General features: G+C 60.9%; 12 protein-coding genes. 6 read left to right on the forward strand and 6 right to left on the reverse strand.

Annotated features, from left to right (window positions below; all coding sequences use genetic code 11):
- A partial coding sequence (locus tag VIH17_10720) for a cytochrome c (protein ID HEY4683705.1) occupies positions 1–439 on the reverse strand: 439 nt, incomplete at its 3' end.
- A 409-nt stretch (positions 440–848) separates the two neighbouring features.
- Here VIH17_10720 and VIH17_10725 point away from each other — a divergent pair.
- On the forward strand, positions 849–1,238 hold the full coding sequence (locus VIH17_10725; GenBank protein ID HEY4683706.1) for an ACT domain-containing protein: 390 nt from the start codon (positions 849–851) through the stop codon (positions 1,236–1,238).
- 131 nt (positions 1,239–1,369) lie between these two features.
- On the opposite strand, the gene VIH17_10730 is transcribed toward VIH17_10725, so the two are convergent.
- From VIH17_10730 to VIH17_10740, 3 genes are all read right to left on the reverse strand, one after another.
- The gene (locus VIH17_10730) at positions 1,370–1,561 is read right to left on the reverse strand and encodes a hypothetical protein (protein ID HEY4683707.1); all 192 of its coding nucleotides are present in this window, start codon (positions 1,559–1,561) and stop codon (positions 1,370–1,372) included.
- Positions 1,562–2,031: 470 nt separating this feature from the next.
- Positions 2,032–2,343: a hypothetical protein gene (locus VIH17_10735; protein ID HEY4683708.1), complete on the reverse strand. Its 312-nt coding sequence runs from the start codon at positions 2,341–2,343 to the stop codon at positions 2,032–2,034.
- A gap of 131 nt (positions 2,344–2,474) precedes the next feature.
- Positions 2,475–3,074 carry an ERCC4 domain-containing protein gene (locus VIH17_10740; GenBank protein HEY4683709.1) on the reverse strand — a complete coding sequence of 200 codons (600 nt, stop codon included), beginning with the start codon at positions 3,072–3,074 and terminating at the stop codon, positions 2,475–2,477.
- A gap of 162 nt (positions 3,075–3,236) precedes the next feature.
- Between VIH17_10740 and VIH17_10745 the strand changes: the two genes are divergently transcribed.
- Entirely contained in the window at positions 3,237–4,400 is a 1,164-nt protein-coding gene (locus tag VIH17_10745; GenBank protein HEY4683710.1) for a saccharopine dehydrogenase NADP-binding domain-containing protein, read from the forward strand.
- 154 nt (positions 4,401–4,554) lie between these two features.
- Here the strand turns inward: VIH17_10745 and VIH17_10750 are convergent, their stop codons facing one another.
- Positions 4,555–5,745, reverse strand: coding sequence for an acetyl-CoA C-acyltransferase (locus VIH17_10750; GenBank protein ID HEY4683711.1), 1,191 nt, complete (start codon positions 5,743–5,745; stop codon positions 4,555–4,557).
- A gap of 339 nt (positions 5,746–6,084) precedes the next feature.
- Between VIH17_10750 and VIH17_10755 the strand changes: the two genes are divergently transcribed.
- Together VIH17_10755 and VIH17_10760 are read left to right on the forward strand one after the other, a co-directional pair.
- Positions 6,085–6,969, forward strand: coding sequence for an aminotransferase class IV (locus VIH17_10755; protein HEY4683712.1), 885 nt, complete (start codon positions 6,085–6,087; stop codon positions 6,967–6,969).
- A gap of 117 nt (positions 6,970–7,086) precedes the next feature.
- The gene (locus VIH17_10760; GenBank protein HEY4683713.1) at positions 7,087–8,112 is read left to right on the forward strand and encodes a hypothetical protein; all 1,026 of its coding nucleotides are present in this window, start codon (positions 7,087–7,089) and stop codon (positions 8,110–8,112) included.
- A gap of 66 nt (positions 8,113–8,178) precedes the next feature.
- Here VIH17_10760 and VIH17_10765 read toward each other — a convergent pair whose 3' ends face one another.
- On the reverse strand, positions 8,179–10,587 hold the full coding sequence (locus tag VIH17_10765; protein ID HEY4683714.1) for a 3-hydroxyacyl-CoA dehydrogenase NAD-binding domain-containing protein: 2,409 nt from the start codon (positions 10,585–10,587) through the stop codon (positions 8,179–8,181).
- A 178-nt stretch (positions 10,588–10,765) separates the two neighbouring features.
- Here VIH17_10765 and VIH17_10770 point away from each other — a divergent pair, with 178 nt between their 5' ends.
- Positions 10,766–11,710, forward strand: a complete 945-nt coding sequence (locus VIH17_10770; GenBank protein ID HEY4683715.1) for a patatin-like phospholipase family protein — start codon at positions 10,766–10,768, stop codon at positions 11,708–11,710.
- A 54-nt stretch (positions 11,711–11,764) separates the two neighbouring features.
- The coding region (locus VIH17_10775; protein HEY4683716.1) for a hypothetical protein at positions 11,765–12,612 on the forward strand (848 nt) is incomplete at its 3' end.

Here is a 12,612-nt window from a genome sequence, read left to right on the forward strand (position 1 = left end):
GTTTTGAAGGAGACTCCTTTTTGGCGAGCGAGCGGATGTAGTTGACCATGTGCCAGCGCTGCTCGGGCTTCATGCGGCCCTCATCGCCGGGCATCTTGCCCTTACCCTTCGAGAGGATGTAGAAGAGTTCGCCATCGGTCATGTCTTTCAGAGCCGCGGGGTCACGGTAGTCGCGGAGCTTGAGCCCCATCGCCTCGGCTAAGTCTCCTTTGCCGTCGCCTTCCTTGCCGTGGCACATCGCGCAATCGAAGCCGTACAGCCGCTTACCCTCGGCCACGGAGTCGGGTGTCGGCTTAACGGGGTTCTGGCGCTGGGCTTCTTCGGGAGGGATTTTGAACTCAGCGGGCGGTGGTTCCTGGACAGCCTTCTTCTTCTCTTGCGAAGAGCCAGCGAGACCAAGCAGCACTAGGCCGCAGATGATCGTGACTTCCTTCCACATGGCAACCGCCTATTCGCAGGGCAGCGCGCCGGACGGCCGGTACGTATGGAATGTGTTGCTGAACCTAATTATACACCTGTGGAGCGGACCCGGATTCAAGCGGGCGAGGACGGGGATTTTTGAGGGGAGGCGGGCACGGAAATCGGCGGTGGGAGGTGTGGGGATTGGCTTGGGAAGGCCGTTTTTCTTGTGGGGCTGGGGGGTTCTCTTCTTTCTATGGCGAGCCGATGGATTTTGTCGCGCATAGGCGCCGCGCGCCTCCTAAGCAGCAAAATTCAGGGGGGAGCCGGACGCTGCGTCCGGGTGGTTGGGTGGGTGGCGGGTTTGTGTGAGGGGTGCAGAGTGGAGTGCGGCTTGCGTATCCTAACGTGTCCGTGGATGTAGAATGCAAGCGCAAGGAGGTGCGCGCATGCCAAGAGCAAAGCAGCTTACCGTATGGGTGGAAGATCGGCCCGGGGTGTTAGGTGAAGTGGCCTCCGCCCTGGGGGCAAAGAAGGTAAACATCATTGGGTTCATAGCGTCGGTCGTGGAAGGGCGGGGTGCCATTCGGTTGGTTGTCGATAAGCCAGCGGCGGCCAAAAAGGTCTTTGCCGAACGCGGGTGGGAAACAACCGAGGAAAATATCGTCCAGGTTACCCTAACCGATAAGCCCGGCGCGCTAGGGAGTGCAGCGAGCAAGCTGGGTGCGGCTAGCATCAACATTCAATACGCCTACACTGGATCAGCGAAAGGCGCGCGAAAAGTCAACACGTTTTTTGCGGTGGTGGATGTGACGGCGGCACTGAAAGCTCTGCGCTAGAGCCGCCAGCCCTAGGTAGAGGAGCGAACAAGAGAGCAGGGGTGCCCGCTCCGTCAATGCGCCTCAGCGTCGGTTGTAGAGCCGGGAAACCGCCAATGCTGTCGCTAGTCTTCGCTTGCTTGTGGTGTGCCCTAGCGAGCCCGGAGAACCTCCAGGATCTGCCAGAGCATCAGAGCGATGCTGAAACCCAAAAGGCCCATTGAGCCCCGCCACCACACCGCGGGGTCGTGTCCCGCAATCTGGAACTTGAAAAAGCGGCTGCAGCCGCTCACCAGGTAGAGGATCACCGCCGCAACCAGCAAAGCCAGAATGAGCTGATCCATGGTTTTGCCCTCCTGTTGCGCTGAGCCTAGCACAGACTAGCAGGGCGTACCACCCGTTAACCGGAATGCGTGGCGGTGGCAACCGCTCATCTTAGGTGAGCTTGAGCAGGCAGGATATGCCTTTGGACTCTGCGGCTAGCTGCCAAGCGTTTTGCACCGAATCATTCAGTGGACGAGAAAGGAGGGGTTGCGCCATGCGCCGTTCGGAGCTCCCATCGCAACAGAGCAAGGACCGGTTGCAAACGCCAGTACAGGTGCTTTTGGCTTCGTCCGCCCACTAAGGAGGCCTGCCGAACTGTTCGATGAGAACAAAGTGCCATATACGGAAGGTCCCGCCGCTGGATGAATCTGTTAACAAAAAACTATGGCTTGGAACCAAAAAGAGGCCGAGGAGCGGCCTCAAGGGGTGTGGGCTGGTGGAAGGGGGCGGGACTACGCTACGGGAGTTTCCTCCTTTTCGACCCTGCGCTTCAGGGTTGTAACTTTTCTTCGAGAGCTTTCTTGCTTTTCAAACAGCGGCCCCACCCCAACCTCGCTTCTTCGAGTTGCTGGCGGATGTTTTCGTTCTTGGCCCAGGCTTTGTCTTTCAGGTCGTTACACTCGTTCTTAGCTGCCACACACTCCCGCAATGCGGTTTCCTTGGCGTGCAACGCGGCAGCATAGTCGGGTTTCGTCCTGAAGAACCACAGCCCCAGCCACAGCAGGGTCGCGAGCACAAAGCCAAAAACGAATGTGGCAATCAATTCGGTGGTCCACCCGGGCGCGGGATCCGAATATTTCATTGGTCACCTCTTCCACTGAAACAACGCGGCAGGCCAAATCGATCCCACGATTTTAGCAGGCCAGAGGTCATAGGATCGTGAGCTTAGAGAAAAAGGGCCGCGGGGTGCGGGTTAGTGCTATGAGGGGCGGACTACAGGTCGTTGTCGGCCAGGAAGCGGCCATAGTCGTTGGTTTCCAGCCAGTGGTAAAGGAAGACCTGGTAGAGATACGAAGCCACAATCTCCTCGCCCAGTTCATGTGTCTCCACGCAAAGAAAGGGCACCCCGAGACCCGCCAAAAGTGCGATCAGTGATTGGGTGATTTTGTTGGGATTGACGCTGCTGTACGCATAGGGAGACTTAACCTGGCTCAGGGCGGCGGTGATGACCAACAGGCGTTGTGGGTAACGGCTCATTTGCCGGAGCCGGCTAATGAAGACCGGCCGCTCGACGGTGAAGGAGTGAACCAAGTCAGACAGGTCTTTCCGCTCAACGGTACAGGTCTCCTCCAACCCGGCGACCGAGTAATCTCCCAGCTTCAATGGCTTTTTCTCCACGCCCTTAAACCAGCCACGAAAGCGAGCAAAAGAGAACGGGTTCTGCTCCCGAGTGTCCACGATCACCACCGGCCGAGGCGTGCGGAGTTGCGTCCCGCCACGCTCAGCCACGACCGGCTGTGCCGGGTGCGGCACCGGCGCCGCGGTCATCTGCCACTCAAGTGGGGACGTGATCAGCGTGCGCCGTCTCTTCATTTTGGCCTCGGCAGCGCAAGGATACCACGGCTATTGTGCCAGGAGTTTCGGCCGTCACCGGCCACTGGTGTCAAGTCTTGAGTCTTGAGTCTTGAGTCTTGGGTCTTTGCCTCTCTGTCTCCCGCTTGTCATTTTTGCCTTTCGAGAATAGAGTTCCCTGCGATGCGGATCTTCGTTCTGGGAGCTGGGGCCACCGGCTCGCTGCTCGCCGAGCTCTTGGCGCGGCAGGGTCATACCGTCTGGTGCGGCGACAAAGACCCGGAACGCGCCCGGCGCTTCCTGGGCAAGAAGAGCCCCATCCCGGTTTACGAGGTGAATGCGCGCAACCTGTGGGCGATCGTGCGCGCCGGACGGGGCTGCCACTTGCTGGTCAACGCCTCGCCAGCAGTGTTCAACGAGATCGTCCTGCGGGGGGCGCTGCGGTTGCGGGCGCATTACCTCGATATGGCCACGCATCTCTCCCGTTACCCCTTCAAGGCCGAGCAACTTCGCTGGCACAATCGCTTTCTCGAAAAGCGTCGCACGGCGCTGATCAATGCCGGGGTCGCTCCCGGGCTGACGAACCTGCTCGTCAAGCGCAGCGCTGAGATGTGTGACCGGGTCGAACGGGTGCAGGTCCGGCTGTACGAGAGCACGGAAAGCGAGGACCCGATTTCCACCTGGTCGCACGAAGCCGCCTACGATGAGGCCACTTCCCGGCCGCGTGTGTACCGCGAGGGGCGCTTCGGCTTCGGCAAGCGCTTTGGCGAGCCTGAGCGCTTCCGCTTTCCGGCCCCCATCGGCGAGGCAAAGGTTTATCTCGCCGCGCAGGACGAAGTCGGGACGCTGCCGCACTTCATTCCGATGCAAGAGATGGACGTAAAAATCGGCGGAAACGAAATCGAACGGCTGCGGCGATGGTATCGCCAGGGAAAGCTCCACCGGTCGCGCGGCCTGGTGGCGAAGCGTTTTCCCAAGACGCCGACGCCGCGGCAGGTGGCGCGGCTGATCCGCCGGGGAATTCTCTCCAATGCTCGCTTGGCAGCGGCGGTGCTGGTGGAAGGCGTGAAGGCGGAGCAGCCGCTGCGGATTCGCTGGCTGTGCACGTTCCCCACGCTTTACCAGATCCGCCTCAAGGGTCTCTATGCATCGCCGATTGCCTATGCCACAGCCCATACCGCGGCGCTTTTCGTCAAATATTTTCCGCGCGACCTCTGGGGCGTACACCCTCCCGAGGCACTGCCCGCCGAATTGCGCGCGACGATTCTGGGAGACGTGAAAGCTCGTGGATTACAGGTCGAGTCCAAGATCACCAAACTGCCCAAGCCGGAAGAGGAAGAGTTCTGAATCAGGCTGAGGCGGCAAGCCAAGTCTGGATCCTCCCCACCCTTTGCTCCCTCGACTACGCTCGGGACAAGTTTCGCAGAGGATGGGGCACCCACACCTCTCTCTGACCACGTCCTCTGTTTCCCCTCAAGCCGAGACCGAACTACAGGTGGATTTACTCGATTCGTTCAAAGATACCGGCTGCGCCCATGCCGCCGCCGACGCACATCGTGACCATGCCATAGCGAGCCCGCCGCGGCGGGCGGCGTTCGAGTTCGCCCAACAACGTGGCGGTCAATTTGGCGCCGGTGCAACCGAGGGGATGACCGAGAGCCACTGCCCCGCCATTGGGGTTCACCCGCGCCGGGTCGAGTCCGGCTACCTTAATCACGGAGAGCGCCTGCGCGGCAAAGGCTTCATTCAGTTCGATCACCGCGATATCGGAGAGCTTGAGGCCGGCCAGCTTGAGCGCCTTAGGTATGGCGACCACCGGCCCCACGCCCATTTCCTCCGGCGCGACGCCGCCGGTCGCAAAGGCGAGAAATTTGGCCATCGGTTTCGCGCCCAGCGCCCGCGCCCGATCTGCCGACATCACCACCGCCGCCGCCGCTCCATCGCTCATTTGCGAACTATTGCCGGCAGTGATGCTGCCTTCGGCGGAAAATGCCGGCTTGAGCTTGGCCAGCGCATCGAGCGAAGTATCGGCCCGGGGACCTTCGTCGGTTGCGAATTTCAGCGTTTGCGTCTGGCGCTTGCCCTTTTCGTCCACCCAAACGTTGGTCACGTCGAGCGGGATGATTTCGTTCTGGAATTTGGACTCGGCGATGGCTTTGACCGCCTTCCGGTGACTCGCCAGGGAAAAAGCGTCCTGTTCGTCCCGGCTGATGCCATATTTTTGGGCGATGAGTTCGGCGGTGACGCCCATCGAAAGATAGGAATCGGGATAATTTTCGATGAGCCAGGGGTTGGGAGAAATCTTGTGGCCACCCATGGGGACAAGGCTCATGGATTCGGTGCCGCCGGCAACAATTACGTCGGCAAAGCCGGCGAGGATGCGCTCGGCGGCCATGGCGATTGATTGGAGGCCGGAGGAGCAAAAACGGTTGATGGTCATGGCCGAGATGGAATTGGGCAGCCCGGCTCGCAAGGCGGCGATGCGGGCGACATTCATTCCTTGCTCCGCCTCCGGCATGGCGCAGCCGAGGATGATGTCTTCCACCTCCTCCGCCTTCAAGCCCGGCACGCGCGCGATCGCTTCCCGGATCACCACCGCCGCCATATCATCCGGGCGCATGGCGCGGAGAGTCCCTTTATATGCCTTGCCCACCGCCGTTCGCACGGCACTGACGATCACCGCTTCTCTCATGACTCGCCCCTCTTCACGTCTATCGAAATTCGAAACTCGTCATTCGTTTGGATCTCCCCACTCTTGCTTCGCCCCGATATAGTCGGGATAAACTCCGGATGGGGCACCCAGCTAAACAAACACCCTCGAAGTATATTGGATGCAAGAGCGGGCAAAAAGCAAGGAATCCAGACCGCGCGGAAAAGGCGGCACCGGACTATGAACCCACCAGGGCAACAGACGAACTTGTTTATTTTTTGTGGCGAAGCTATTTTGTGGCGAATCTTTTTTCTGACGATTCTAGCGGACACTCTGGCGTAGAATACCGAAGGTCAGCCGCGCGAAAGGAAGGCACGGAGGATGCACCGATTCATTTTCCACAATGACCGCATTCTTCCCCTGGAAAGAGTGCGGCTTTCTCCAGGCCAGGCCGGGCTTTTGAACGGGTGGGGCCTCTTCAGCACGCTGCGGATCTACGACGGTTATCCCTTCGCCTTCGAGCGGCACTGGCAGCGCCTGGTTTCTGACGCCTCTCGCATCGAGCTTCCGTTGACCTTCGACCCGGAGTCGGTATGGAACGAGCTTTTAGGTCTGGTGCGAGCGAACCAGGTGAAAAGCGGCGTGGCCCGGATCTACTTTACGTTCAACCGCGTTGGCTACTGGTGCAGCGATGAACCATTCCCGCCGGTTGACTGGATCATGTACACCGCCGACCTGCCTGCCCGCGAGACGATCGCCCGGCTAGCCCTGATGGAGCACGGCCGTTATTCGGCATCGCCGTTGAGCGGGACCAAGGTTACTTCGTGGCTCAGCAACGTCTGGAGCTTGCAGCAGGCTCAAAACCGCGGTTTCGATGAAATCATCCTTTTGAACGAGCGAGCCGAGGTGACCGAGTGCACATCGGCCAACGTATTCTGCGTTCGCTCCGGCAAGGTCTCTACACCGCCACTCTCGTCGGGTTGCCTGGCCGGCGTCACCCGGGCGATTCTTTTGGAAATGGCGAGCAGCGTCGGGGTGACCGTGGAAGAATCGGTTTTGACACGGCAAGATCTGTGGGCTGCTGATGAGGTCTTCCTTACCTCTACGACGCGCGAGGTTTGTCCGGTGAAGGAGATCGAGGAGCACAAAGTGCCAGTCGTTGGGGGCGAGGTCAGTTCCCGCCTGAAAAAAGCTTTCTCGGCCTATGTAGCTGAGGAGATCGCCCGCTGCGCCCGAATGGGGCAAACCCAAAGGATTAGAACCTAGCAAACAACAAGGGTAGCCAGGACGACCGAAGTTCCGAGTTTCGTCCCGAAGCTTCGGGACGAAAAACGAAATTGGCTCCCGACACTTCCGTGCCAAGACGAACAGGAGGGCGTGGTTATGGGAAAGAAGCTTCGCGTAATTCAATACGGCGTCGGCCCCATTGGTGCCAGCATCGTTCGGCTAATGTTGGAAAAGCCGGGCATAGAAATCGTGGGCGCGCTGGACGTGGATCCAGCCAAGGTAGGAAAAGACCTGGGTGAGGTGGCCGAGGCGGGTCGCGAGACGGGAATCCGCGTCTCGGACCGGCCGGAAGTGGTCTTGAAGACTTCCGCCGATGTTGTCGTCCATTCGACATCTTCCTACCTGACCGATGTGGCCGAACAACTTTTTGGCTGCCTGGAACAAGGCCTGAACGTGATTTCGACCTGTGAGGAGCTGGCCTATCCCTTCCGCAAACACCCGAAGCTGAGCGAACAGTTGGACCGCATGGCGCGCGGGCGCGGGGTGGCGATCCTGGGAACGGGGGTGAACCCGGGCTTTGTCATGGACAAGCTGGTGCTGACCCTGGCGACGGCTTGCCAACGAGTTTTCTCCGTCAGCGTAAAACGAACGGTCAATGCATCCGAACGAAGGCTCCCACTCCAAAAAAAGGTCGGTGCCGGGCTTACCGCCGAAGAATTTCGTTCGCAGGTGGAGGCCGGCCGGATCAAGCATCACGGCCTGCCTGAATCTGCCGCGATGCTTGCCGACTCCCTCGGCCTCAGCGTTGACAACATCACCGAGACGATCGAGCCGGTCCTCGCAACCGACACCGTTCGCACACCCTTCCTCGAGGTGCCAGCAGGGCGAGTGGCGGGCGTCCGTCAGGTGGCTCGAGGCCTGAGTGCCGGCGAGGCAATGGTTTCCCTCGAATTGCAGATGTACGTGGGCGCCAGGGATCCAGCGGACGAGGTCGCCATCCACGGCGTGCCTGACCTGAGTTTCAAGATCCCTGGGGGAACGCACGGCGATCTGGCCACCGCGGCAGTGGTGGTCAACTGTCTGCCTGCATTGCTCGAAGCCAAACCCGGTTTGCGCACCTCGCGCGACATCCCCATGTGTTTCTTCCCAGGTGTCCTGGAAACGCGAACGACCACGGCGTAGGAGGCCTGACTTCAATTGAGTGAACCTCACCCTTCTCGCCAAGAACACGAGAAGGATGGGGGCTTCTTAGTTTCTGAGCGGCTTGCCTGTCTTGAGCGTGAATTGGATGCGCTCGAGCGTTTTTCGTTCACCGCAGAGGCTCAGGAAAGCCTCCCGCTCGAGGTCCAAAACATATTGCTCGCTGACGGTCTGTGGCGCGGAGAGGGGCCCTCCCGCCAGGACGTGGGCGAGTTTTCCGGCCACAACGGCATCATGGTCAGTAGCGTAGCCGGCGCGCTTCATGATGTGCGCCGCCAGTTTCATGAGCGATAGGGCCGATTGGCCAAGAACTTTGATTTCAGCGGGCACCGGAGGGCGCCAGCCAGCTTCGTCCAGCTCGATGGCGGTCTGCTTGGCGTCGGCGATGAGCCGCTCCGCATTCATCGAAACCCTGTCGGTGGGGCGAAGGTAGCCGAAGGCTTTTGCCTCTTCGGCGCTCGTCGCTACTTTGCCCAGGGCCATTTGCTCGAAGACCTCTTTAAGGGCATGCCCCAGGTCAAGCTCTTCCCCGCTCGCGGCGCGTTCATTCGCCCGGATCAGCATCTCCTTGCAGCCGCCCCCGGCAGGAATCAGGCCCACGCCTGCTTCGACCAGGCCGATGTAGCACTCGGCGGCGGCATGAATGCGGGCGGCATGCAGCGGCGTCTCGCAGCCGCCGCCGAGCGACATCCCGAAGGGTGCGGCGACAACCGGCCGGGGCGCGTACTTGATGGCCATGTTCACGCCCTGGAAGGATCGCACGGCAAGGTCTATTTCTTCCCAGTCGCCTTCCTGGGCGGCGACGAGCAAGAGCATGAGGTTGGCGCCGACGGAGAAGTTCGCCGCCTGGTTCCCGATGACCAGCCCGCGGAAATCTTCTTTCAACTTTTTAAGACCGGCGTGCAGAATATGAACAATGTCCGCGCCGATGGCGTTCATCTTGGAGTGATACTCGACGCACGCCACCCCATCGCCCAGGTTGACCAGACTGGCGCCGGCATTGCGCTGGATGACCGCCCCCGGTTTCTCTTTAAGGTGTTTGAGAACAAGAATGCCCGGGCGCTCTTCGAGCCGGCGGTGCCGGTCGGCAACGAGATCAAAAAAGGTTCGGCTGCCGCACTCGCTGCGATAGAAACTTTTTGCGCCGCTTGAAAGCAACTGCTCGACGACCGGCGGGATGGTTCCTCCCTCGCGCCGGATGCGCTCGGCGGTCAGCTCGACGCCCAGCGCGTCCCACATCTCAAAGGGTCCCATCTCCCAGTTGAATCCCCAGCGCATGGCGCGGTCCACTTCCTCGACCGTGTCGGCGATTTCCGGGATGCGCGCGGCAGCATAGGTCAGCATGTCCGAAAGGACCTTCCAGGCAAACTTGCCGCCCTTGTCCTCGGCGCCCACGACCGTGGCGAGCCGCCTGGCGGGATCTTCGATCTGCTTGGCCATTTCGAGGGAAGGAAACTTCGCTTTCTGTCGCGGGCGGTAGTCGAGCGTCTGGTAGTCAAGCGTCAGGATTTCCGATTCGCCATCTTTCTTGATGCGTTTGAAAAAGCCCTGGCCGGTCTTGTCGCCCAGCCAGCCCCGGCTCAGCATTTGTTCGACAAATGCAGGAAGGCGGAAAGTTTCGCGGCGCTCGTCGTGCGGCGCGTTCTGGTAAAGGTTGCGCACCACGTGGCTGAGCACATCCAGGCCGACGATATCCACGGTGCGGAAGGTGGCGCTTTTCGGCCAGCCCATCTCCGCCCCGGTCAGCGCATCCACCTCCTCGATCGTGAGGCCATCCTCCTGCATTCGCCGCATGACGTTCAGCACCGAATAGGTCCCGATCCGGTTGGCGATAAAGTTGGGGGTGTCCTTGGCGATGACCACGCCCTTGCCCAGCATCCGGTCGAGGACGTGGCGCAAGGTCTCGATGACAGCAGGGTCCGTTTCCGGGGTAGGAATAATCTCCACGAGCTTCATGTAGCGAGGCGGATTGAAGAAGTGCGTTCCGACCCAGTGGCGCCGGAAATCTTCCGAAAATCCTTCAGCGATCAGGCGCACTGGAAGACCGGAAGTGTTGGTCGAGACGAAGGTGCCCGGCCGGCGCAACGCGTCCACCCGGGCGAGCAACGCCCGCTTGATGTCAAGCCGTTCGGCGACCGCCTCGATAATCCAATCCGCTTCGGCCACCCAGCCGAGATTGTCTTCAAAGTTTCCAGTGGTGATCAACCGGGCGCGGCCGGGGGTGAAAAAGGCGGCGGGCCTGGCCTTCCTCGCCGCTTCGAGGCCCGCCAGGACGATGCGATTGCGAACCGCCGGCGAGGCAAGCGTGAACCCTTTCTGCTGCTCGTCCTCGGTGAGCTTGTCGGGAACGATGTCGAGCAGGAAAGAACGAAAACCGGCGTTGGCCAGATGAGCAGCAATGCGGGCGCCCATGGTGCCCGCTCCCAAAACGGCGACTTTTTCCAAATTGCGAATCATGATGACCTCGAAACGAAGATAGGGCGTCATTGTACCCCGGGGCACATCCGGCGCAAAGCCAGCTCTTGCCCGGGTTTGGCGCGTTATACTTGGCAGCTAGTAGGGGCGTACGGCCGTACGCCCCTACAACGTTGCAACCCGGCCGGTGAGCGGCGACTCCAATCTACAGGGAGCGACGATGGCTCGGACGCGACATTGGCTGCGTGTGGGGCTGAATTGGGCGGTGGGGCGCATTCGTGGTTTTGCCTACGCCCCGCAGCGGCCGTTCGGCCGGGCCAGGCTCGGCCTGGCACTGGGCAGCGGTTTTGCGCGAGGTCTGGCTCACATCGGCGTGCTGAAAGTTTTCCAGGAAAACAACATCCCGGTTGACTGCCTTGCCGGCACGAGCGTGGGCAGCCTGATCGCCGCCGCTTACTCGAGCGGAATGTCTTTGCGGGCAATGGAGGAAGAAGCCGCCAAGGTACGCTTCCGCGACTTTGCCCGCTGGACGATTTCGCGCATGGGGCTGGCCACGAATGAGCGCATGGAACAGTTTATTCACCGGCTCATCCGGGCGCGCACGTTTGAGGATTTGCAGATTCCCTGCGCGGTGGTGACCACCGACCTGGCCACCGGCGAGCCGGTCATTTTCACCCAGGGCGAGCTGGTGGCGCCGCTGCGAGCGAGTTGCGCCGTGCCGGGCCTCTTTCTCCCCATCCAGCATGCCGGCCATGCGCTGGTGGACGGGGCGCTGGTGGGCACGGTGCCCACGCGAGCGGTGGCACAGCTTGGCGCCGAGATCATTGTTGCCGTCTGGCTCGACGCCGGCCATTGTCCGGAGCCGCAGCCACCCCGTAATCTGCTGGACGTGGTGGGCCAATCTTTCTCCATTGCCCAGCGCCAGGCGATGGACTCCTGGCGGCAACTGGCCGATGTGGTGCTGGAGCCGCACGTGGTCTGCTACCGCTGGGGTGATTTCGAGCGCGCCCACGATATCATTCTTGCCGGAGAGCACGCCGCCCGGCTCGCTTTGCCTCGCCTCCGGGATCTCCTCCGGCGAGGAGCGCGGCCGACTTTGTCCCCTCGAGCGGGCCCTGTGGCCAACGGAAGCTGGCCCGCCAAAAACGACTTGTCTCGGCTTTAACCTAGATATACATTCCGCTAAGTCAAAATCCTGCAAGCCTGGCCGGAGAAACCCATGCAGCCGCCGCGAAGAATGCTTGCCCTGGCAGTTTTCCTCTGGTTTGTCGCGCCGGTCGTCGCCCAAGAGCCCGAACCGAACGCCATCTGGACAGCGTTGCGCCAACCCAAAGACGATCCGGAGCGCGTTTTTCAGCTCGAAAATGTCAAATTGAAGCGCGAAGCCTTTGAATTCACGTTCCGTGACGGCAGGGTCGAATTCGTCCAGCCAGCGGCCGGGGTTGTCTGGGCAGGGGTCTTCACGGGGGCAGGCGCGCTCCGCATGGTTCCTCCCAACGCCATCGAGGCGCATCAGTTGCAGCGGCGCACGGGGCAACCTGAGCTAAACCTGGAATTCGACAAGGCGCTGCTGATCTTCACCGATGAAACCTATGACGAGTTGAGCCGCCAGGGCCGCAAGTTCTCCGGCGGCGGAAGTTTCCTGACTCTTTACAAGGAACGGCAGGAGAAGATGGATCGTTGGGGACTCAACTGGGAACCGCAGGTGTTGCGGTCGCTGCTCTCGCTCGATCGCGAGCGGACCCGCCTTTTCCATGCTCAGGTTTACACAAGTCAGAAGAAATGGGTAATGGCGGAGGTGGATCGCAGCAGCGAGGAGCAAGTTTCCGTGGGCCAGCTCGACGAGGGGTTGGAATTCCTTGATGTGTGGAATTCGTTCCCGGCGGGCGCCACCACGCCTTCGACATACTCGGCAAAAGGGGCCAGCGAAGAGATCCGGGTGGACCGCTATAAGCTGGACGTGACCGTCCCGCCGAACGTGGTGATCACAGGCAAAGCCCGCGTTCAATTCAAGGCGATGCAGCCGGGCGGGCGCGTCTTGCTCTTTTCTCTGGTCCCGTGGTTGCG

The sequence above is a fragment of the Candidatus Acidiferrales bacterium genome, assembly GCA_036514995.1.
Taxonomy (GTDB): Bacteria; Acidobacteriota; Terriglobia; order Acidiferrales; family DATBWB01; genus DATBWB01.

Excerpts from the sequence above, each read along its gene's own strand:
- VIH17_10725 (HEY4683706.1), top strand. The coding sequence starts at position 849 with ATGCCAAGAGCAAAGCAGCTTACCGTATGGGTGGAAGATCGGCCCGGG.
- VIH17_10730 (HEY4683707.1), bottom strand. The coding sequence starts at position 1,561 with ATGGATCAGCTCATTCTGGCTTTGCTGGTTGCGGCGGTGATCCTCTAC.
- VIH17_10735 (HEY4683708.1), bottom strand. The coding sequence starts at position 2,343 with ATGAAATATTCGGATCCCGCGCCCGGGTGGACCACCGAATTGATTGCC.
- VIH17_10740 (HEY4683709.1), bottom strand. The coding sequence starts at position 3,074 with ATGAAGAGACGGCGCACGCTGATCACGTCCCCACTTGAGTGGCAGATG.
- VIH17_10745 (HEY4683710.1), top strand. The coding sequence starts at position 3,237 with ATGCGGATCTTCGTTCTGGGAGCTGGGGCCACCGGCTCGCTGCTCGCC.
- VIH17_10750 (HEY4683711.1), bottom strand. The coding sequence starts at position 5,745 with ATGAGAGAAGCGGTGATCGTCAGTGCCGTGCGAACGGCGGTGGGCAAG.
- VIH17_10755 (HEY4683712.1), top strand. The coding sequence starts at position 6,085 with ATGCACCGATTCATTTTCCACAATGACCGCATTCTTCCCCTGGAAAGA.
- VIH17_10760 (HEY4683713.1), top strand. The coding sequence starts at position 7,087 with ATGGGAAAGAAGCTTCGCGTAATTCAATACGGCGTCGGCCCCATTGGT.
- VIH17_10765 (HEY4683714.1), bottom strand. The coding sequence starts at position 10,587 with ATGATTCGCAATTTGGAAAAAGTCGCCGTTTTGGGAGCGGGCACCATG.
- VIH17_10770 (HEY4683715.1), top strand. The coding sequence starts at position 10,766 with ATGGCTCGGACGCGACATTGGCTGCGTGTGGGGCTGAATTGGGCGGTG.